A 21,393-nucleotide genomic window follows, 5' to 3' on the forward strand; every position below is an offset into this window, starting at 1 on the left:
TCAGTCGATATCGCTTAGATCGCCCAAAGGCCAAGGCATCGTCTTTTACTCGTGCGGCTTTTTTGAATGTCTGTACGGAGCTCCAACCGCAGGTGCAACTAATCACCAGCCTCATGAACAGCGCAAAAAAACGAAGATCAGCATTGCAGTCAGCCTGTTGTCGCGTTCACTTTACGGCAATCATCAGAAAGGCATCTTGCATTTTCGGACACCGACGCGCGGTATCAGGGGTGTATGGAAATGGTTGAATCACCCTCAACGGAGGCTACCCCAGCCCATCTCTCCAATGCTGTGGTGATGTATTTGTCCATGTTTTGAATGCGCGGGAGAAGGCGTTTGGGTCCTGGTACTGAAGGGTCTGAGAGATTGTGGATATCGGTAAATCCGTATTTTTCAAGAGCTGCCGCGCGAAGTTACTTCTGGAGTCGGTGATCAGTTCTTTAAGGTGAGAACCTTCCGCATCCAGCCGGCGTCGCAGCGTTCTTTCATTCAAAGAGAATTGACCGGCGATGTGCTTGGAATTTGCCTGACCTTGCAATAATAGAGCGTATGTCTGGCTCTTTATTTGTTCTGAAATTGTCAAAGGTGACGTGGCGGTCGAAATAGCCATTTTAAGCAGATGATGTAAGCGTGGATTCGCCGTACATTGAATTTGTCGGAGTTGCTGATTGTTCATTACAAGCCCGGAAATGCTTGCATTGAACTGAACCTTACAGCGAAATTTTCTGACGTACGGGTTGATATCTGATGGCTTGCGATATGAAAACTGCACACGAACGGGCGTCCAGTTAGCGCCTAATAAGGCACGCAGCATTTGGAAACCAACCATAACGGCAGTGTCAACAAGCAATGATTGATTGGGCAGGTCGTGGCGATAAATGACATATCCCAACAAACTGTGTTGGCCCGCCAAAGGAAGAAGGAGTGGGGTCGCGCCACGATCATAGAGATTGGCATGCCCGACCAGATCGTTCAATGCATCGCCTGCTGTAGTCGCAAGACGCATAAGCTGACCCACCGGACCCAAATTATCCAGCGAAAAGCGCTCACCGATCAACAGGCCAATATGGAGGCACTGAGTGTGTTCGAATGCCGCGTTGAACAGACGAGCAACGTCCATGTAGGGGAGATGGTTGTCTTCATATGCAAATTGCTCAAGGCTGATACCAGCGTCTTTGAAAACGCCTCGCGAGGAACCCCCTATCGCGTCAACTACTTCCGGGAACCTACGGAATGGGCTTGTACTAATTTCTCCAGGCCCGCCCATTCTTAAAGATGATTTTTTGGAGGGCATGTTAGCTCGCTATCATTCCTGAAATGGGCGCATTGGCCACGTTAGCAATCATGTGACACATTGCGAGCAAAAAAAGCCTCGCGCCCATGAGCCAGCGCCTCACACCTCGCGGCTGTTCTGTGTGGGCGCCTCTGCCCTTGAGCTGAATCATCGAATACAGGAGACGCGCGCATTAATTGCATTTAAAAATACATAATGCTTAATGCATTGGTTTAGCACGTATGCGCGTTTTTTCAAGTGGTCCATAGAGATTATGCTCCGCCCTAATAGCTGCTTCCATAGACCGAGGAGGTACTGACTGCGTTCGTCCAGCACCGTTCTGGCGGCCTGATGTTGAACTCACTCGAGTAAGATTTACGCATAGCCGAACTCCTCAGATTTTGGGCGCCATCATAGCGCCAGATTGAAGTATCCAAATGATTAGGTCGGTTCACACATGCCCAAGCCGGATCTAGAAAACGGCGTTGTGTAGCTTGGCAATTGCCTTCGTAGATTGCATAGAAGGCAATAAACTTCAGCCGTCTTGCGTGTCAACGATTGTCTTATTGTTCGATGCATAGGTGGAGTTCTTCAGAACTTTCCTACAGCTTGCTGAGAACATGCCTCATAACATCTTAGAGTCCCTAGGGGAGAATATCGCTATCTCCATCGTTCGAGGAACTGACAATGTTGCCGCTATCAGCGCTGATTCTGCAAAATCCGGGTGTCCACCGATCTTCTGTCTCGGCCTTGCTGCATCGCCTTGACTTTGGTCCCGTCTTGGAAATGACCAACAATACAGTGGCACTCGAAGCTTTGCGCAAGTCTGGTGGCGTTCAGCTACTTCTCTGGGATTTGCGTACTTGCCCGGCTGTTTGCCTGGACTTCATTTTATCGGTGGCACGGGAGCATCTCGCACGCACTCTTGTCATTATCGGAGAGCCCGCGAAGGGAGCTTGGCCAGCACTGAAGCGATTGCTGCGCCTGCACGGCCTCCATGTGCTGCGAGCTGAAGGGGCGGGAGCTATTCCCGATGGCCTCGCAGACGTACTAGCAGCCGCAAAGCTTCGGGTCGCAATCACGCCGGAGTTGCCAACTCTCCAGGACGTCCCCGCGGACGAGGCCGTCGTAGCGGCGCTTTGGCTGGGAGAAATTCGTCCCGCATTTCAGCCGAAGGTCTCAGTGAAAACTGGGCGAATTTGCGAGTTTGAAGTACTGGCACGCTGGCAGCGACCGGACGGCGATCTTCTTGCTCCTGACCAATTTCTTCCAGCATTGCGTGATGCCGGACTTCTCGATACCTTGCTTTTTACCCTATTGGACCAAGCATTCAGCGAGCTGTCTGCTCAAGGGCATACAACCATAAAGTTAGCATTCAATCTAGAACCGTCGCAGATTTCCCTGCCGGGTTTCGCTGTTAGGGTTGAACAATGGCTGCGACGGCTGGGGGTTGATCCTCGACGCATCTCATTCGAGCTAACAGAGCTCGGCCTTCTCGAAGATCCTGAGGCCAGCTTGGAAAATCTGTTACGCCTGCGCATGCTCGGTTGCGGTTTAGCCCTAGACGACTTCGGTAGCGGTCAGTCTACGTTACAGCGATTGGTGGAGCTGCCGTTTACCGAATTGAAATTGGATGCTTGCTTCGTCCGGGAGCTGCACTGTGACCCCCGTCGCAGAACGGTGTTGAGTAGCGCTGTATCGCTCGGGCGTGCCCTGGAATTACCAGTTGTCGCTGAAGGAGTTGAAACGGAAAGTCAATTTCGGCAGCTGGAAGATCTGGGATGTGATTATGCGCAAGGCTACTACTTCAGCAAAGCGGTGATGGGGGACGCATTGGAATGTCTGCTGCGCTCCCAATACTAGAAGGCACAACGACACGGGGCTTCCGAAAGGAATTTGCCACACGTCCCCTGTCTTTCATCGGGCGTAGCTACAGCTTCTCTCATGGAAGAGCTGCATCCATCCTTACTCTTTGAGGTGGTTTATCGGCTGCGCGCTCGGCGCACCGTAAGCGTTTGGCGAAGTCACCTACGCTATTCCACCGATAGCTGCTCGTATCCATGGGCGCGGTGGCGAGCAGATGGAATCAACGGATCATCGCAGCAGGTCTCGTAGGAAAGCGGAACACGTCGCTGAATTTTCTGTCGGCCAACTAACCATAAGTACGTCTTTTGAATGAGGCACTTCGATTCGGATCGTAGCGGGAAGAGCTTGATGCGTCGCTATCGACAGCGCGGCCTTGACCGGAACAAAGGCAGTTTCAGTGCCAGTTTTTTCTACGCATGCACCCGAATCCATTTATCGACGACGTTGGCATTGAGGTTGTGGGTCAAGGTGACATTGGCAATCGAGGTGTCAGGCTGCGCACATTCGGCAATGACTTAAGCCTTGTAGGATTTGGAATAGGAGCGATGGTCTTGTGCCATGGGCGTACGCTTAAAAAGGCTAAAAATGGTCCACTTAAATTAGGTGGACACCATCGCCTTAAGCGATGGCATCTGGCGGGTGTGTTGCCCGGACGGTTACGGCGCACCTTAGCTGAGGCCGATACCAAGTGCGGACCTGCGACCGCCCTGACTTTTTGCCCCACACCTAACAGCTGATTATTGAGTGAGGGGCAATGTGGTTGTTTTTATCAATCGCTTCCGCCAGACATTTCCTACGAAATAGCAAGACGCGTCCTACTCCGCTCTTGGCTTGTACTCAATAATATTTCTTACCAGGCGACCTACGGTGGTTGCACTGATGGATTCTCAGGTTCGGTGTAAGGATCCGGCACATAAAACAAGCTCTCGGAGGAATGAACTAATGAAATACAAGACTCTTTTCAGCATCTCGCTTATTAGTAGTATCGGTGCGCTTTATGGATGCCTTCCTCAGGACGGTGTCCCAAACCGGAACTTGGTAGAAATGCCCGTTCTTCCTATCATCCAAGAGTCGGTTTTTCGTTTGCGCCCGCAGTTTGATGAACCTAATGCCAAGCAAATGGTTGGACACATGTGTGCCTTGGCACGTGGTGAAGCAACGCTGGAACAGATTAGCGGCAGCTTGCTAAGCATAGGCATTGACCCGTCTAAGGTGCCTATCAGTCGCTCTACATTGCTGCTACTAACCGGAGACCGTGCAGGACAGGCCGCAGCCTGTGCGGCTTACATTGCCTTTGATGCACAATCTCCTGTCGACTTAAAAGATGTAGCAGCTACTACTTCCGCATCAGACAAGAGCGACAGTTTGCCAAGCACTCAAATCGACGACGCTCGTTTGGCTCAAGCATTACGAGTTAAGTTGGCTTCGGCTCACGCCACTGCGGATGTCTTTGCGCTGATCGGGGCAGAGTTGAGCAAGAATCCAGGGAAGAGCATCGCACAGTATCAGGAGCAAGCTAATCAGCTGTTTGTTCGCTTGGCACCAGTCTTCCTTGAACGGGTAAAACAGCAGTTGCCACCGCCTGATGTTAGCTACCGTGTGGATCGCCTTGAGGCCACCGCTCTTGCTTTCAGTTCCTCTAATGGAGCTCGGCTCAATGTATCCCCAGGCATGGGCCTGACAATGCGGCAAAATGGAGTTCTCTGGTATGGCGAGGGCAAGTTGCTCGGGCGTGAGTACAGCGTACCAGTGGCTTATTTTCCTCAGTCGGTGAACTCTTTGTTGGCCATTCCAGATAAAACTTTAGTTGACTTGAGGCCCGGTGCTTGATTCAAGTTCAGCTCGGAAGTTCGAACTGGAGTTGCGCTGAAGACAAAGGCTGCAGACGTCAGGCTAGCCACTTCAGGCTGATATTGATTCTTCGATAGTAAATCGCCTCCACGGCAGGCTCCCCCTTCTTCAAACATGCGAATCATGATAATGAAAGGTTCCCTCAGCAATCCAAACCATCCAAAGCTGTTGCCGAAAAACATTAGGGTCCCCTCCTTCAATCTCAAATTTGATCAGCCATCGCAGAGCTACTTCGGCCAACTGCCGAAAATGACGCGAGCTGAGCAGGGGCGGTTCACCACTCAACGCACTCATGTCTCTGATTCTTCATCGGAAAACAACTGTGTTGAGGTAGCTTTGGACTTGGACGACTCTTCCGAGTTTGGCGACTTGGCTGCTATTAAAGATTTGTTGTCAATGCCGCTTCAGGAGCCTGCGGAGATCAAACCGCAGATCATGCGATCTACCCGGTCCGGTCAGCCTGAGTTGGCAGAGGTCGCTCCTCAGCCAGAGAGCTCGATACCTTTAAGTATTAGCGACTCCGACAATGGGATTCGAGGCGTCCAGCCCTCGCTCGACTTCCTTGCCGGTTTGGCTCATGAGCTATCACAACAGAAGCTGAATGCACTGAAAACACAGAAAGCTCTTGATCATCGCTCCCTGCAGGTTAAAGAAAGTGAGCTGAAGCTTGCTGAGCAGGCCGAGCGTTTGCAGCAGCTGGAGCAGAGCCTGCATATTGGCAGGCACTCTCTTGAGCGTGATATCCAAACGCAAGCGACGAGTCTGAACGAGCGCCGCATGGCTCTTCAGGTCCAGGAGGAGGCCATCGCCAGGCGTGAGCGTGAAATTGCAAGCCGGGTCGAACTGCTCTCCGGGGAAGAGTTGCGAGTGGAGCAGCAGAGGCACCTCCTTTTGCGTACTTCCGAACTGGACGAGCGGCAGATTGCTCTTCAGCGCCTGAGTGACAATCTTGCCGCAAAATCTGCTCGCCTTGTTGATGCCAAGAACCGCTTAGGCATTATTGTCAGAAGCTACAGCGAGAAAAATTTACGATTGGTCCGTGGGGCTTTGAGTGCTATCGAAAAGACCATTCCTACAGAAATTGATGAGTGATGCCCTACGGCCTCCTATCTTCAAGGAGGCCATTTTTCTCGACGTAAGCGTCCGGCGAACACGCCTTGCGTAGTTAGATCGACGACCATTCATGCGGCAGAAAACCCGTAACCTTACTCGCAAGCTGCGTCGGCAGCCGCATCGCGGAAGTGAGATTGGCCAATCTGTGGCCGGATTGGAGAGTGCTTGCCTAATTTACGATGGCGATGTCTTTGGGGAGCGAAATTGGAAACTCAGACACTCAGCCCATGGGTGCTTCAATGATCGTGCTGTTAATCTTCGTCCCTATCTTCATTTTTGTCATAGTCCGGGCACATTGGTCACGTAGAAAGTTCTTACGACGAGATTCATACATCCGCGGCTTTAACCTGTCGCCACTACTGCTCAAACCACTCAGGACTAAGCATCCCCAGCTGAGTCCACAGGACTGCCAGTCAGTAGCCATAGGACTACAACAGTTTTTTATGGCCTATTTGCACAGTGGTCACCGCTATGTAGCCATGCCGTCTCAAGTCGCGGACGATCTTTGGCATGAGTTTATTTTACATACTCGCGACTACCATAATTTCTGCGCCCAAGCTTTTGGTTCCTACCTGCACCACACCCCAGCGACAGCTTTAGGTAACGACCGCCAACAGAGCGCAGCTGGACTGCAGCGTTGCTGGCGGTATACCTGCAAGTTAGAGGAGGTTGATCCTCAGTCCCCCACCCATCTGCCTCTACTCTTTGCTCTAGATTCTAAATTCATGATCGTCGAAGGTTTTCGTTACTTGGCCGATTGCGACTCGGTGCGTAAATTGAATTCCGACGGTAGGGAGAACACACGAACCCACTGCGGCAGCGATCTTGGCAATGGTAGCTCTGACAGTAACTCTGACTCTGGAGATAGTAGCTCTGATTCTGGAGACAGTAGTTCTGGCTCTGACTGCGGGGGTGGAGGCTGCGGAGGTGGGGGAGACTGAAATGGGTCTGCACGACTTAACCGGACACATGTACCCCGTTTAACTGATGCCGCTGCCAATGGCCAGAACTCCCGTGGTGAGCGATAGTTCAGCGTGTGTAGGTGACTTCGCCGGACGGTTACAATTATACGGCAGTAGCTGATCGATCTCGCTGGTCCGTTGCGTTGGCAGTCGCTGGAGTACGTCCTTCAAATAGGCGTACGGATCATGTCCGTTGAGCTTGGCCGATTGGATCAGACTCATCAGCGCCGCCGCCCGTTGGCCGCTGCGCAGAGATCCGGCGTGGAGCCAATTTCTTGCGGCCGAGAGCCCATGGTCTGATCTGTTGCTCGGCGTGGTTGTTATCGATGGGGACGGCACCGTCATCAAGGTAGCGTGAAAGCGCTGCCCAGCGTTTCAGGCTGTAATCGAAGGCCTTGGCGATAGCCATTCCGTCGTGCACGCGTTCGCGCTGGGTGATCATCCAGGCATGTAACGCATCCATCGCGGGCGCCGATTTTTCTTGCCGTATTCGGCGGCGTAAATCCGGCTCCAGGTCGCGAACCTCTCGCTCTATTTCGTAGAGCACCTGGATGTAGCGCAGAGCCTGTTCAGCCAGTTGGCTTTTGTGGGTCGCGTGCAGTTCAAAGAACTTGCGCCGGGCATGAGCCATACAGCCGATTTCAGTCACCCCGAGTGAAAATGAGGCTTTGTAACCTCCGAAGTCGTCGCATACCAGCTTGCCCTTCCAGCCCTCCAAGAAGCGGCGAGCGTGTTCGCCCGCACGGCTTGGGGTGAAGTCGTAAACCACCGCCTTGATGTCGGCAAACGCGCTGCTGGCATAAGCCCAGATATAGGCGCGATGGATTTTCTTAGCGCCCGGCATGAGCATCTGCACCGGGGTTTCGTCCGCGTGTACCACGTTGTGACCGAGTACCACCTCACGCAAGGCATCGACCAGCGGTTGCAACTGCACACCGCTGGAGCCACCCATTGCGCCAGGGTTGAGCGGGGAATGGCTAAGCCGGCCCGGCCAAAGATCTGTTCCTGCCGATACAGAGGCAAATGATCACCGTACTTGGCGATCATCACTTGAGCCAGCAGGCCGGCGGTAGGGATGCCTTTGTCGATTATCTGTGCCGGTATCGGTGCTTGGATCAGCGTTTCGCAGTCCTCGCAGACCCGCTTGCCACGGATATGGCGCTCGACGGTGAACACGCCCGGCGTGTAATCGAGTTTTTCACTGACATCCTCCCCGATCCGTTTGAGCGCGCAGCCGCAGGTGCACTGGGTATTGTCCGGCTCGTGGTGAATTAGGGTGAGGGGGAACTGCGGTGGCAAAGCGGTACGCTTAGGTTTTCGCTTGTTCTCGGTCGTCACGGGAGTGGCTTGTAGCGCTTCTAGCTCAGCCTCAAGGGCCGCGATGTCCGTGTCGATTAGGTCATCAAGCTGGCTGGCTTGATCCGGGCTGATTAACTGTTCGCTGCGTTTGGCAAACTTGAAGCGCTTGAGCTGCGCGATCTCGTGGGTCAGTTTCTCGATCACCGTTTGGTCGCGTGTGATCTTCTGCCCCATCGTCTCAACGGTCTTACCCAGGGTGTCGACTTGATGGTCGAGTGTCTGGACACGCAACATCAACTGCGTCGCTAACGCGCGCAGTTGTTCAGGGGGAAGGTGATCGAGGTTGGGGATCGAAGTCATGCTGCGGATGTTGTCAGAACAGACAGTTCGCGGCGATAGACCGATAGGCTAATGGCAACCGCTAAAGCAGTGAGATCGCACCGGCGGAAGCGGGCACACCCATCAGGGTCCGAGGATGGCCACTTTATGGTGAGTTTTTTCTGCCCGAAAGGCACCTCGATGCTGACAGCTATTGGCTGCTCGGGCTGGGTTGCGGGTGCTAGTTTCATCGGAACGAAAGCGGGCAACGCTGGCGCCTGACGATCACGATAAGCAGGTATCCACTTTCAAACCAGTTTGGCGTTGACGCCGTGGCGTCGGGCTACGCAGGCCATCGACACGCCCGGTTGCAGGCATTTCTGGACAATTTGGGCTTTAAGGGGTTTGGGATAAGAGGTTCTTTGGCGCATGGCAATCCTGAAAATAAGGACGATGTTGTCCACGTGTTTTTAAGTGGACAACATCGCCCTTATCGCTGGGATCCGGTAAGTGACTTCGCCGGGCGGTTACTTCTCGACTGCTGCGCCATCTTCTATACCTCAACTGCGCACTCGTAGCGCTTATCTGCATTGCATTTCTCCCATTCTAGATTCCTTTCGATTGACCTCAGAAATCGTGGCTGTTTACAGCCATTGTGAGCTTTAGGTGCGCTCAGCTATTTGATGTAGGCCCTTGAGCTACGTCGCTCGCGGCCGAGCAGGGCGGCTAGTGCCTTCGTTGCGTACGACACCTCTCCCGAATCAGACGTTTCCTACATATCGGTCGGAAATCGCTTCGGTTCCTTCCGAGGGAGCCTCCCTAACATGGCTGCTGTCCCAATCAAACAGTTTTGGCCATGAAAAACACTCACAAATCCCGTTTCAAGCAGTTTGCTCAAGCCTCCGGTATTGGGCATATGCGCTCCCGTCTATGCCTTTCGCTCATGCTGATCGGTCCGCTGTGCATGGGCGCTACTAATGCATTTAGCCAAGCGCAGTCTTCGGTTCAGATTACTCCGCAAATTTCTTACACCCAGGCCCTCGCTGACGATGCCGGCGGTCGTCACGAGCAAGCACGCAAGTTGTTTGATGCTCTCTCCAGCACCGAACTGAAGACTGACACTGCAGTGCCGTCGGCAGTGAATCTGGTGCTGTTAGAGCGCTATGCAGATGCTCGCAAGGCCTTCGACGGCATCGCTAGCTCCGCTACTCCGCGTGATGCTGCCTACGCCCAGGTTTGGCAGTTGTGGCTGTCAGCACGTACTTGGCAGGGGAAGCCGAACGAGCTGCGCAAGCACCTGAAGCAACAGGCGCGTGGCATGCAGGGCAAAGATGCAGTGCACCAGGCACTGATTGACCTGTACGCGGGAAAGGGCAGCACCGAGAAGGTATTCGCTGCCATCGAATCCATGCCCGTCACCGATGTGGCGCGCCGCGACCTGCGCGCTGAGTCGGCCTTTTTCGCTGGTGGATTTGCCCAGTACGTCGCTGCCGACAAGGCCGCAGCCTTGCAGTTGTATCAGCGCGAATACCCCAACTCTAGCGTTTCCATCGAGCGCCCTCTGATAGAGCGCGCCATCAAAACAGCAGCGCGTCGCGATCAGCGCCTCTGAATTTTCTTATTTAATTTTGCCGGCCATTTACCGGCAAGGAGTTACTTGTGAACAAGATTTATCAATTAGTTTGGAATGCCACCATGGGGACTTGGGTAGTTGCATGTGAGTTCGCTACTTCCAAAGGAAAGGGCAAGAGCGGCTCGCGTCTCTCCAAGAGTCTTAGCGCCCAAGTGCTTGCGAGCATCGCTGTGTTGAGTGCAACTGGGCAGGCGCATGCTTGGACAGCAACTGGTACAGCGACCAGTGTGGCAGATTCGAATTTGTCAACGAACACGGTTGTAGGCCAGAACGCCAGCACAGGGGGAGGTTATGGAGTTACAAACAATATCTGGCCAACGGGACTTGGCAATACCGCTATCTACGGCCAAACCATCTATTCAACTGCTGTTGGCAATGGAGCCTCAGCAAGCTTTGGTAGCGTTGCACTAGGCGACCGCGCGGCAGCTAATACTTCTCCGATGAGCATCGCAATTGGTTCCTATGCGAAAAGCACTTCCATGGGTGGTATTGCGATTGGGACTGGTGCGATTACTACCGGCCAAGATGCGTTATCGGCTGGTGTGGCTGCTACGGCAACCGCCCGTGGGGCCATCGCCTTCGGCACCGGTAGCTTGGCTTCTGGTTTTGGTAGTACTGCGATTGGTCTGGATACCAGAGCAACGGCTGATCAAGCTATTTCTATTGGGGGCTCGGGCGCGGTGGGTACCCCAGGGGCGACCGCAAGTGCTACACAAGCTGCTGCTATTGGTTCTAATTCTTTGGCTAGCGCTCAGAAAGCAATGGCCATAGGGGTCAATGCCTCGGCTACCGCTAATTCCGGTATCGCCATCGGTGTGGGTGCAAAGGCCAACCAGGTAGGTGGTGTTGCGCTCGGTGTGAATGCAATATCGGATATTGCTGCGCGCGCTGGGCTGGACCCGAAAACCGGAATGGCCTCTACTAGCGCTAGCAATGTGTGGAAATCCACCCAAGCGGCAGTCAGCATCGGTAATACCACTGATACACGGCAAATCACCCACTTGGCTGCCGGCTTGGATGATACAGACGCCGTAAACGTCGCCCAGCTGAAGTCGTTAGCTGATACTTCCCTTACCTTTTTGGGCAACGCTGGTAGCGTCGCCAAGAATCTGGGTGAGACCCTCGGCATCGTTGGAAAGGCTGTCACTGCTGGTACCTATTCAGGTAACAACCTGAAGACCGAGGCTGATCCGGTGACAGGCGAGATTAAGCTTCAGATGGCTGATGCACCAAAGTTTGGCAACGTCACCATCAACGATAACGACTCGGGCAAGATCACCGGTCTGACCGCAGGCACCACCGACACTGATGCGGTGAATGTCAGCCAGCTGAATAAGGTGGCCGATATCTCGGTGAAGTACGACACCAATATCGACGGTAGCGTCAACTACAACAACATCACCCTGGGTGGTAACACCTACAACAGTGTGACCAAAACCGGCGGCACCAAGATCACCAACGTAGCCCGTGGTGTGGATGACAGCGATGCGGTGAACATGTCGCAGCTCAATGAGACCAACACCAGCGTCAATAACATCGACAATACGATCAAGAACATTGCTGGCGATACCAGTAAAAGCTACACCGATATCCATGGCGTGGGCATCCGTTATGCCCGTACCAACGAAGCCGGTCTGGCCGTGAGCGACTCCTCGGCCGAAGGCCAGGGCAGCACGGCAGTGGGTTACAACGCGCTGTCCAAGGGAGAGAGCAGCCTGGCACTGGGTCGTGAGGCCAAAGCGAACAATGCCAACGATATCGCTCTGGGCGCGGGTTCGGAAACTGCAGCTGCCGTTGGCACTTCGGGCGTGAAGATCGCAGGTACCGACTACGCCTTCGCCGGCACCAACCCGCTGAGCACCGTGAGCGTCGGTTCCGTCGGCAACGAGCGGACCCTCACCAACGTTGCGGCTGGTCGTCTGAGTGCAGGCAGCACCGACGCTGTGAATGGCTCGCAGCTGTTCGCTACGAACTCGGCGATCGATGGTCTGAACAACAGTGTCGATAACCTGGACAAGGGCTCGGTAAAGTACGACACCAATATCGACGGTAGCATCGATTACAACAACATCACCCTGGGTGGTAACACCTACAACAGTGTGACCAAAACCGGCGGCACCAAGATCACCAACGTAGCCCGTGGTGTGGATGACAGCGATGCGGTGAACATGTCGCAGCTCAATGAGACCAACACCAGCGTCAATAACATCGACAATACGATCAAGAACATTGCTGGCGATACCAGTAAAAGCTACACCGATATCCATGGCGTGGGCATCCGTTATGCCCGTACCAACGAAGCCGGTCTGGCCGTGAGCGACTCCTCGGCCGAAGGCCAGGGCAGCACGGCAGTGGGTTACAACGCGCTGTCCAAGGGAGAGAGCAGCCTGGCACTGGGTCGTGAGGCCAAAGCGAACAATGCCAACGATATCGCTCTGGGCGCGGGTTCGGAAACTGCAGCTGCCGTTGGCACTTCGGGCGTGAAGATCGCAGGTACCGACTACGCCTTCGCCGGCACCAACCCGCTGAGCACCGTGAGCGTCGGTTCCGTCGGCAACGAGCGGACCCTCACCAACGTTGCGGCTGGTCGTCTGAGTGCAGGCAGCACCGACGCTGTGAATGGCTCGCAGCTGTTCGCTACGAACTCGGCGATCGATGGTCTGAACAACAGTGTCGATAACCTGGACAAGGGCTCGGTAAAGTACGACACCAATATCGACGGTAGCATCGATTACAACAACATCACCCTGGGTGGTAACACCTACAACAGTGTGACCAAAACCGGCGGCACCAAGATCACCAACGTAGCCCGTGGTGTGGATGACAGCGATGCGGTGAACATGTCGCAGCTCAATGAGACCAACACCAGCGTCAATAACATCGACAATACGATCAAGAACATTGCTGGCGATACCAGTAAAAGCTACACCGATATCCATGGCGTGGGCATCCGTTATGCCCGTACCAACGAAGCCGGTCTGGCCGTGAGCGACTCCTCGGCCGAAGGCCAGGGCAGCACGGCAGTGGGTTACAACGCGCTGTCCAAGGGAGAGAGCAGCCTGGCACTGGGTCGTGAGGCCAAAGCGAACAATGCCAACGATATCGCTCTGGGCGCGGGTTCGGAAACTGCAGCTGCCGTTGGCACTTCGGGCGTGAAGATCGCAGGTACCGACTACGCCTTCGCCGGCACCAACCCGCTGAGCACCGTGAGCGTCGGTTCCGTCGGCAACGAGCGGACCCTCACCAACGTTGCGGCTGGTCGTCTGAGTGCAGGCAGCACCGACGCTGTGAATGGCTCGCAGCTGTTCGCTACGAACTCGGCGATCGATGGTCTGAACAACAGTGTCGATAACCTGGACAAGGGCTCGGTAAAGTACGACACCAATATCGACGGTAGCATCGATTACAACAACATCACCCTGGGTGGTAACACCTACAACAGTGTGACCAAAACCGGCGGCACCAAGATCACCAACGTAGCCCGTGGTGTGGATGACAGCGATGCGGTGAACATGTCGCAGCTCAATGAGACCAACACCAGCGTCAATAACATCGACAATACGATCAAGAACATTGCTGGCGATACCAGTAAAAGCTACACCGATATCCATGGCGTGGGCATCCGTTATGCCCGTACCAACGAAGCCGGTCTGGCCGTGAGCGACTCCTCGGCCGAAGGCCAGGGCAGCACGGCAGTGGGTTACAACGCGCTGTCCAAGGGAGAGAGCAGCCTGGCACTGGGTCGTGAGGCCAAAGCGAACAATGCCAACGATATCGCTCTGGGCGCGGGTTCGGAAACTGCAGCTGCCGTTGGCACTTCGGGCGTGAAGATCGCAGGTACCGACTACGCCTTCGCCGGCACCAACCCGCTGAGCACCGTGAGCGTCGGTTCCGTCGGCAACGAGCGGACCCTCACCAACGTTGCGGCTGGTCGTCTGAGTGCAGGCAGCACCGACGCTGTGAATGGCTCGCAGCTGTTCGCTACGAACTCGGCGATCGATGGTCTGAACAACAGTGTCGATAACCTGGACAAGGGCTCGGTAAAGTACAACACCAATATCGACGGTAGCATCGACTACAACAACATCACCCTGGGTGGTAACACCTACAACAGTGTGACCAAAACCGGCGGCACCAAGATCACCAACGTAGCCCGCGGTGAGGCTGACAGCGATGCGGTGAACATGTCGCAGCTCAATGAGACCAACGAGAAGGTTACCAATATCGATAATCGCGTCACTACTATCGAAGGCGGCTTCACCAACATCAGCAATGGTGGTGGCATCAAGTACTTCCACTCTAATTCCACCAAGGCCGACTCGGTAGCCAGCGGCGAGAATTCGGTAGCGGTAGGTCCGGATGCAAAAGCCAGCGGTAAGGGTTCTGTGGCCATGGGAGACGGTGCGACTGCCAGAGCTGACGGTAGCGTGGCATTGGGCCAAGGCTCCAGCGACAACGGCCGCGGCGCGGAAACCTACGAAGGAAAGTACTCCAACGTGACCAACAACAGCGTCGGCACGGTCTCTGTTGGCAATGCCGCCACGGGCGAGACTCGCACGATTAGCAATGTCGCTGACGGTAAGGAAGCGACTGACGCGGTGAACCTTCGTCAGCTTGATGGCGCGGTCGCAGAGTCGAAGAACTACACCGATAACACGGTCAAGCAGATCAATGACACGGTTACGAACGTTGACAACCGCGTCACCAAAGTCGAGGGCGATGTAACAAAGATTCAGAATGGCACCGACGGCATGTTCCAGACGAACAATACCAGTAACCTTCCAAAGCCTAAGCCCACCGGTAAGGACTCTACCGCTGGCGGCGCCGGAGCGGTGGCCTCGGCTGATAACAGCACCGCCCTCGGCAGCAATGCTCGGGCGACCGCTAAAAACTCGGTGGCGCTGGGTAACAACTCGGTGGCTGACCGCGTCAATAGTGTCTCGATGGGCAGTGCCGGCGCCGAGCGTCAGGTTACTAATGTGGCGGACGGCACGGCTGACACCGATGCAGTAAACCTCCGTCAGCTGAACAAGGCTACAGGTGACATCAGCAACAGCATCAACAATGTTTACTCGGACCTGAAGCGCGATCTGAACAAACAGGATGACATCCTCAGTGCTGGTATAGCCGGTGCCATGGCTGCGGCAGCTCTGCCGCAACCCTACAGCCCGGGTGCCAGCATGGCCTCCGTGGGCATGGGCAACTATCGCGGTCAGCAAGCCTTGGCGGTCGGCGTGTCGCGAATTTCCGACAACGGCAAATGGGTCACCAAGCTGGCTGGTACTACGGATTCCCAAGGTGAATTCGGTGTGTCGGTAGGTGTGGGTTACCAGTGGTAATCAGAATCTAATTTAGAGACGGGGGCCGGATCGAACCGGCTCCCTAACCAAAAGTTTCGAGGTATTTAATATGTACAAGCAGTTTTCCGTGGGTGGCCTGCGTTTCGCTATAGCAGTAGTTACCATGGCGGCGTTGACAGCGTGCAGTTCAGTTAGCAAGGTCGATGATGCCGGAAAGAGCGAACAGCCGATTTACCCGGCAATGAAGGATGCGTCCATGCCCGAAGGCTACTACGTCAACCTAGAGAACTTGGGCAAGATGGGACCTGGAATGAGCAAGAAGCAGGTGATGGAGTTGGTTGGCCATCCGCAGTTCAACGAGGGTATGTTCGGTGTTCGCGAGTGGGACTATATCTTCAAGTTCCGTCAGCCAAATGGTCAGCCTGACAAGATTTGCCAATATAAGGTGTTGTTCGACAAAAACATGGTTGCGCAGTCATTCTTCTACCTGCCGGCAGATTGCTTGCAGCCGCCAGCTCCGGCTCAGCAAATGACTACCGCAGCGACCAACGTCAAAAAAATTGACCTGGCTGCTGACGCCACCTTCAGCTTCGATAGTGCGCTGCTGCGCTCGGAGGGCCGCGTTAAGTTGGATCAACTGATCAGCGAACTGAATGAGGCGAAATTGATTAGCATCAGCATCATTGGCTACACCGATCGCTTCGGTAGCACAGCCTCCAACAACAAACTGTCGTTGCAGCGCGCTAACTCTGTGCGCAGCTATCTGATGGAGCATGGCGTGAAAGGCTCCCAAATAGAGGTAGATGGCCGTGGTTCCGCTGAACCTCTGGTGTTTTGCCCTGGAGCGAAGTCGCCGCAGGTAGTTGCGTGTCTTGCGCCTAATCGCCGAACCCAAATTATAATTCACGTCGAGTAATTCTTCGTCCAACACTGGAGCTGAGGGATAAGTATCCCTCAGCTCCGATTTGTTGGTCCCCGGTAGTGGATGCAAGTCCCGAGGGCTCTCAGAACTCTCAGCCAGACGTTACGCAATTGAACGCCCTTGGATTCGGTGCGCAGCTAGGATACGTACCCAAACCGATGATTTTCGGAGCCTTGCTAACAGTTACATGAGCTTTATCTTCCATAAATCAGTCACTTACCTAATCTAGCTTTTTTTACGTACCGGTATTTTCTTACTCATGAACGAGTGAGTGAGTGCCAATCTGCCTCACTGCAATCCCATGGCAACCCCTCATTTGAGCATTCTTCAGAGGTGGAGGTTAGTCCATGACGGTCAGAGGGCACGCGATTTCATTCAGAAGCGATTAAGTAACTGAAGAAAATCCGGTCTGAGTGGTCGAATTTTTCGTCCATTTACTCGAGTTGGTTGTACGTGGGGTTGAAGGCGTTGACCCGCTGCTGCTGCTGCTGATCATCCGGCCTATTATCTGGCGGCGTTGCTAAAGATCTGTATAAAAGGCTATCTCCATAGAATTCAGTCAGCCGCCGGCTGGCGTGTACTGCGGCCCATAAGATCAGTTAGAGCCCGATCTCAGCTAGCTCAATTCGAATCCTTTCAAACAACTGCTCCTTGTTGGCATCCTCGTGTGATGTGAGGTAACCCGCGAAAATTATACTCATGGGATGAACCCCGAGAACATCTGCCATCTGCTCGATTTTGTCGATCGACGCACTGCCTCTTCCTGCTTCGAGGTTGCTTATGTATGGCTGGCTTGGACCTAAGCTTTCTTGGGGAATATCCCTCTTTAGTCGATATGACTTGATGGAGGTGCCAATGGCCCGCTTGAATTCCAATCGCATGAGTGCTGCTCGCAAAAGGAACGATAAGGCCGGTCAAAGCTGTTTTGTTCTATACTGCATACAGTATAATTCGTCATTTCATGCTGATTTTTACTGAGTGAGTGGCATCTTTTACCGATGAGATTCGGCTGGTGTCATCCGTGTTCTTGAACTTTCGTTGTACACATGATCAGTCCACGCCCGCGAAGATTACGTTTGCCGGACATTTCGGTCCTCATTCGAAGGAGCATGATGAGTTTCGATAACACCTCGATTCATTATGGGAAGCTGAGGATCCACCAGATGAAAACCCGCTTTACTCACGACCAGCCTTGTTCACAGCACATTACTTCTCTACTACAAAGTTTCGACGCAATACCTACTGCTGCTGGGGACGCTAGGGGCTTTGAAAGACTGTTAAAAGGGGCAAGCCAAACGGCAGCGGGCGTGTGGCATTTGCGAGATTGATACGTCTATGAAAACGAAGTCATCACAATTGCCCGTCTACATTGAATTACCGGAGTGTACGTTGCTTGAAGGCGGAACGTTTTTTGTCCGCTTGCGAACACTCGACCAGCTAGATGAGTTTTGGCGTAAACATCGGGACAAATTTGCCTTCGCCTGTGAGGGAAAGACCTCTAATAATCCGAACTTTTTACGCGAATATGAATGGGTGTTTGGCTTGACGAAGGCTGGGGTGGTAAGCACGGTTTTGCGATGGGGGCAGTCAGGCATCGGCTGTGAGTTTTATGATTGGGCGACACATGATCCTCAAATGCACGAAATATTTTTCCTGGATCGCGATGCAGAACGCAACTCCGAAATTGAAAAGGGCACCTGGTCAGAAAAGGACGAGATGGATTTTCGCTCTGATTGCGTTCGTCGATCTGCCGAGACATACCGCGGATGGTGGCGTTTTTGCAATCTGCCCAATGAGTACAGTTACGAGTGGCTGAATGGCGGCGAGGGTCACGAGGAATTGATTGACCCTCACATGGCCTATCCGGATGTTGCGACCACTCTCCAAGAGCAGGCGTTCGATGATTGGCGGCGATCCGATTTTTGGGAACTCGAATCCCATGACTGTGAAAGCGTCGAGGAGCTTATTCAGTACTGGAAGAATGAGCGTGCCAAAGGAGAGGGCTATTATGGTGACGAAAACGAGTGTTCTGAGACCATAAGCTGAGTTTCGCTGCGCCTGTTGATGTGTGCTCGTTAGCTCATTCGCAGAACGAAGAGTCAACAAACAGACAGAGCCGCTCCAGTGATCATTTATCAATTAACAGTATCGGTATCAAGGGGCTCGCTAATGGCCAATCCGACTCTGGGTCATTGATACGTATGGGGGCTGAGCGTCTGATCTCCTAACCTCACTTCGGACTTTTTTATTGCTCAATGTCAGTTCCTCGTTGAGACGAGAAAGTCATATTATATTGAGGGAAGAAATCATTTGGAGGGCGTGTTGATGGACACTTCAGGGGAGGCTAGACAGCCGGCAAAAAAGAAACAATTATCCCGAGAGGCTGGGATCGCTCTCTTTTGGCGATTCACTGCCCATCAAGCGTCGCTGAAGGATTCGGAGAGGCTACACAACATAAAAGTAGGTTTTCCTGCTGAGCTCATCCCTGCATTTCGCTTGGCCTTTGATCTTCAAAAACGCCAACTCGAAACGCTGTTCAATGCCTCAGTATCGACGCTTGAAAGACGGCGGCGAGAGCGAAAGAACCTTGACCCTATCGCCTCCGAGCGTTTGGACAGAATTGCTACGGTCAGTCACTTGGCCGAGGAGATATTTGAGACACAAATGATTGCCACAGTTTGGATGTCGACACCGAATAAAGCGCTCGGTGGGACTGCGCCGATCATGCTCTGCGAAATTGAAGCGGGGGCTAATCAAGTTCGTCGCGTCCTTTTTGCCCTCAGGTGGGGAGGTCCGGTCTGATGAGGATATGACATGGCACATTTTTACAGAGGCAAGCGGATGTTTTTCACTACCGGCCGGAAATTGCCGATTTTGCCTGTTGCCACAGTCAGCTATGGGGCGACTCCGACTGCTCGTTATAGTGAGAAACCTAATGACGACGCGGCTCATCGCGCGCTTGCTGATGCATCGCTTCTCCACGCTGCACTTAAGTATCAGCGTTAAAGGAAAGTAATCTTTCCTCTAAACGCATAAAACACCCGCAATGACAAAATTTTTTTACTTTAATCCTAAAGCTCTAGATTCTCTTCTCATTCACAACCATGCATGGATTCTACTGAACTACAGTCCACTGCTCTCGATGATGGTGTTTTTGCGTTTATCTAAGGCCTTTTGGTGAGCCAAGATGATTTTCGCGCCCATCGAAGTGAAATCCGTATGGTCAACCAGCGCACCTGCATAGACGCCCCATGCAAAACCCCGGGCGATTGAAACGTGCTCTAGAATGGCCAGTTCCGTGCGGGCCTGAATGATGTTTTCCAGCGACGTCTCCCAAGCGCATTGCAGCGACTCCGTCGGCAAACCCACAGAGAGTGGGTCAATCGAGTCTATGGGGGATAATTCGTTTACGCGCTGCATATGGGCGCTTCCTGTTCAAGTTGGGCCGTATACAAATAGAGCATAGCGCGAGGCGAGGCAGAGCCGAACTCATGCCTTTCCCGATTGATCGGAAATGACCGTCGTGGTGGGTAGTTAGACTTTCGTCAGTTCCACCGTTTGCAGAGCATCATCAATCTGAGTTTGAGTCGTCACAGAACAAAGGCTCTACAGCCAACCAATTTCCTAATACGGGCGGTAGCGGTCCGAATTTTTCGTCAAGCCGAGATAACTCGGCCCTCCGATGCTCCTCTAGCTTGCCAGCAAGCCATATGTCACCGCGCGCGGGGTAGTGCCGCAGAAGACCCTCGGCCCGAAGCCGCACCTTCTCAGGCAAGGTGAAGTCTCGGGCAATATCGCGCAGAAATGCTTCTGTTTGGATAACGCTGCGGGTACGTTCGTGGACCATTGTCATGTTACAAATCGCTCCCTTTGGTACCGATCAGAGAAATTATAAACGGACCGTCGTGAAAGAGAGGCGCCGGCTAGAACTGTAGCTCATTGACTTAGCTCGCTAAGTTGACTTGCTAATCTCAACCTGTTGACGCCAATGCCGAATTGGCCCGCGTGATGACGCAAGACTACACCACCTTTAAATCGGCACAACCCCAGTTAAGATAGTGGTTGGCGAGGAGTCTGACCGGGTCAATGATATCTCGGCAAGTGGGTCAATTCGACGTCGGCGCCAACAGCATAATTGCATCTGTGATGGCTTGAGCGTTTGCGTCCAACGTTTCCATTGCCCCAATTGCGTTAGCGGCCACACTCACCACTCCATTTTCAGCGAGCCACTTGGTTATCTCTTCTATCGCTGCACCTAGGGCGTGCTGGTTGTGCAGCAGCAGTGTGAGAGCGTCAGCCGTGGTGATGTGCGTCTCTGAAGACATGGCTATCGTCCTTGAATAATGGAGTGGGAAGACTAGCTGAGGTTAATTTCACAGGAAAGGCCGTCACAAGGCGCGAATCGCCAACTGGCGGCGGACGATTCTGATCCTTCCATTTTCATCGATGTTTGTCGCGCCCTAGATGTAGAGCGACCCCGAATTAGCAGAAGTATCGGCACCATTAGGATGGGAACTTGCACGACCCATTTTTGAATGCAAGGTCGACGGCTATTCGTTTTTGCCCTTCCTTATCGGTCGGCCAGTCGATAAGAACCGCATGTTCGTAGAACCCATCCTCTGGCGCCGAGACGCACGAGAGTGATTGGTCGATGGCATACGCCACAAGAAAGTCCGCACGGGCTTTCAGTGTTTTGTCTGCCCGCCGCGTCGCAGCCAATTCCCACACCCGGTTGTCCGCGCATCCGTCCAGATGACACACTGATGTTTCGTGTCGCTCTTGGAAGTATTCAGGCAAGAATGCCCCTGGTTTTGGTTTGCCTGTGGTCTTATGTATCTGACTCGAATCGTAAATGA

At 53.5% G+C, this 21,393-nt stretch carries 14 protein-coding genes and 1 pseudogene; 8 read left to right on the forward strand and 7 right to left on the reverse strand.

Annotation, left to right across the window (positions count from 1 at the left end):
- Positions 1-265: 265 nt before the first annotated feature.
- Positions 266-1,294 (reverse strand): AraC family transcriptional regulator, encoded by a 1,029-nt coding sequence (locus AB4N43_RS20045; protein ID WP_460151860.1) that lies wholly within the window; start codon positions 1,292-1,294, stop codon positions 266-268.
- 666 nt (positions 1,295-1,960) lie between these two features.
- On the opposite strand from AB4N43_RS20045, the gene AB4N43_RS20050 reads away from it, so the two are divergent.
- The 3 genes from AB4N43_RS20050 (at position 1,961) to AB4N43_RS20060 (ending at position 6,082) form a co-directional block, all read left to right on the forward strand.
- A complete protein-coding gene (locus AB4N43_RS20050; protein ID WP_460151861.1) occupies positions 1,961-3,136 on the forward strand; it encodes an EAL domain-containing protein in 1,176 nt (391 codons plus the stop codon).
- 945 nt (positions 3,137-4,081) lie between these two features.
- Positions 4,082-4,969 carry a hypothetical protein gene (locus AB4N43_RS20055; RefSeq protein WP_460151862.1) on the forward strand — a complete coding sequence of 296 codons (888 nt, stop codon included), beginning with the start codon at positions 4,082-4,084 and terminating at the stop codon, positions 4,967-4,969.
- 150 nt (positions 4,970-5,119) lie between these two features.
- Positions 5,120-6,082 (forward strand): hypothetical protein, encoded by a 963-nt coding sequence (locus AB4N43_RS20060; RefSeq protein ID WP_460151863.1) that lies wholly within the window; start codon positions 5,120-5,122, stop codon positions 6,080-6,082.
- Positions 6,083-7,083: 1,001 nt separating this feature from the next.
- Here the strand turns inward: AB4N43_RS20060 and tnpC are convergent.
- Together tnpC and AB4N43_RS20070 are read right to left on the reverse strand one after the other, a co-directional pair.
- Positions 7,084-8,724, reverse strand: a pseudogene (gene tnpC, locus AB4N43_RS20065) (IS66 family transposase).
- Between the two features lie 266 nt (positions 8,725-8,990).
- Positions 8,991-9,113, reverse strand: coding sequence for a transposase (locus AB4N43_RS20070; protein ID WP_460151864.1), 123 nt, complete (start codon positions 9,111-9,113; stop codon positions 8,991-8,993).
- Positions 9,114-9,538: 425 nt separating this feature from the next.
- Between AB4N43_RS20070 and AB4N43_RS20075 the strand changes: the two genes are divergently transcribed.
- The 3 genes from AB4N43_RS20075 (at position 9,539) to AB4N43_RS20085 (ending at position 16,531) form a co-directional block, all read left to right on the forward strand.
- Entirely contained in the window at positions 9,539-10,294 is a 756-nt protein-coding gene (locus AB4N43_RS20075; RefSeq protein ID WP_150673773.1) for a hypothetical protein, read from the forward strand.
- A 47-nt stretch (positions 10,295-10,341) separates the two neighbouring features.
- Positions 10,342-15,654 (forward strand): YadA-like family protein, encoded by a 5,313-nt coding sequence (locus AB4N43_RS20080; protein ID WP_460151865.1) that lies wholly within the window; start codon positions 10,342-10,344, stop codon positions 15,652-15,654.
- Between the two features lie 70 nt (positions 15,655-15,724).
- A complete protein-coding gene (locus AB4N43_RS20085; protein ID WP_460151866.1) occupies positions 15,725-16,531 on the forward strand; it encodes an OmpA family protein in 807 nt (268 codons plus the stop codon).
- A 605-nt stretch (positions 16,532-17,136) separates the two neighbouring features.
- On the opposite strand, the gene AB4N43_RS20090 is transcribed toward AB4N43_RS20085, so the two are convergent.
- Complete coding sequence (locus AB4N43_RS20090) at positions 17,137-17,418, reverse strand: helix-turn-helix domain-containing protein (protein ID WP_460151867.1); 282 nt, start codon at positions 17,416-17,418, stop codon at positions 17,137-17,139.
- 454 nt (positions 17,419-17,872) lie between these two features.
- On the opposite strand from AB4N43_RS20090, the gene AB4N43_RS20095 reads away from it, so the two are divergent.
- Together AB4N43_RS20095 and AB4N43_RS20100 are read left to right on the forward strand one after the other, a co-directional pair.
- Positions 17,873-18,583: a hypothetical protein gene (locus AB4N43_RS20095; protein WP_460151868.1), complete on the forward strand. Its 711-nt coding sequence runs from the start codon at positions 17,873-17,875 to the stop codon at positions 18,581-18,583.
- A 279-nt stretch (positions 18,584-18,862) separates the two neighbouring features.
- Positions 18,863-19,339, forward strand: a complete 477-nt coding sequence (locus tag AB4N43_RS20100; RefSeq protein ID WP_460151869.1) for an antitoxin Xre/MbcA/ParS toxin-binding domain-containing protein — start codon at positions 18,863-18,865, stop codon at positions 19,337-19,339.
- Positions 19,340-19,660: 321 nt separating this feature from the next.
- Here AB4N43_RS20100 and AB4N43_RS20105 read toward each other — a convergent pair whose 3' ends face one another.
- The 3 genes from AB4N43_RS20105 to AB4N43_RS20115 all read right to left on the reverse strand — a co-directional run bounded on the left by AB4N43_RS20105 (position 19,661) and on the right by AB4N43_RS20115 (position 20,862).
- Positions 19,661-19,957 carry a hypothetical protein gene (locus tag AB4N43_RS20105; RefSeq protein ID WP_460151870.1) on the reverse strand — a complete coding sequence of 99 codons (297 nt, stop codon included), beginning with the start codon at positions 19,955-19,957 and terminating at the stop codon, positions 19,661-19,663.
- 151 nt (positions 19,958-20,108) lie between these two features.
- Entirely contained in the window at positions 20,109-20,390 is a 282-nt protein-coding gene (locus AB4N43_RS20110) for a BPSL0761 family protein (protein WP_460151871.1), read from the reverse strand.
- A 253-nt stretch (positions 20,391-20,643) separates the two neighbouring features.
- On the reverse strand, positions 20,644-20,862 hold the full coding sequence (locus AB4N43_RS20115; protein WP_460151872.1) for a hypothetical protein: 219 nt from the start codon (positions 20,860-20,862) through the stop codon (positions 20,644-20,646).
- Positions 20,863-21,393 lie beyond the last annotated feature (531 nt).

This window comes from Pseudomonas sp. S2_B07, from assembly GCF_054668435.1.

Bases quoted from the DNA above. Each gene is read 5' to 3' on its own strand.
- AB4N43_RS20095 (WP_460151868.1), top strand. From the start codon at position 17,873: ATGAAAACGAAGTCATCACAATTGCCCGTCTACATTGAATTACCGGAG.
- AB4N43_RS20045 (WP_460151860.1), bottom strand. From the start codon at position 1,294: ATGCCCTCCAAAAAATCATCTTTAAGAATGGGCGGGCCTGGAGAAATT.
- AB4N43_RS20070 (WP_460151864.1), bottom strand. From the start codon at position 9,113: ATGCGCCAAAGAACCTCTTATCCCAAACCCCTTAAAGCCCAAATTGTC.
- AB4N43_RS20060 (WP_460151863.1), top strand. From the start codon at position 5,120: ATGAAAGGTTCCCTCAGCAATCCAAACCATCCAAAGCTGTTGCCGAAA.
- AB4N43_RS20085 (WP_460151866.1), top strand. From the start codon at position 15,725: ATGTACAAGCAGTTTTCCGTGGGTGGCCTGCGTTTCGCTATAGCAGTA.
- AB4N43_RS20075 (WP_150673773.1), top strand. From the start codon at position 9,539: ATGAAAAACACTCACAAATCCCGTTTCAAGCAGTTTGCTCAAGCCTCC.
- AB4N43_RS20115 (WP_460151872.1), bottom strand. From the start codon at position 20,862: ATGTCTTCAGAGACGCACATCACCACGGCTGACGCTCTCACACTGCTG.
- AB4N43_RS20105 (WP_460151870.1), bottom strand. From the start codon at position 19,957: ATGCAGCGCGTAAACGAATTATCCCCCATAGACTCGATTGACCCACTC.
- AB4N43_RS20055 (WP_460151862.1), top strand. From the start codon at position 4,082: ATGAAATACAAGACTCTTTTCAGCATCTCGCTTATTAGTAGTATCGGT.
- AB4N43_RS20090 (WP_460151867.1), bottom strand. From the start codon at position 17,418: ATGCGATTGGAATTCAAGCGGGCCATTGGCACCTCCATCAAGTCATAT.
- AB4N43_RS20100 (WP_460151869.1), top strand. From the start codon at position 18,863: ATGGACACTTCAGGGGAGGCTAGACAGCCGGCAAAAAAGAAACAATTA.
- AB4N43_RS20050 (WP_460151861.1), top strand. From the start codon at position 1,961: ATGTTGCCGCTATCAGCGCTGATTCTGCAAAATCCGGGTGTCCACCGA.
- AB4N43_RS20110 (WP_460151871.1), bottom strand. From the start codon at position 20,390: ATGACAATGGTCCACGAACGTACCCGCAGCGTTATCCAAACAGAAGCA.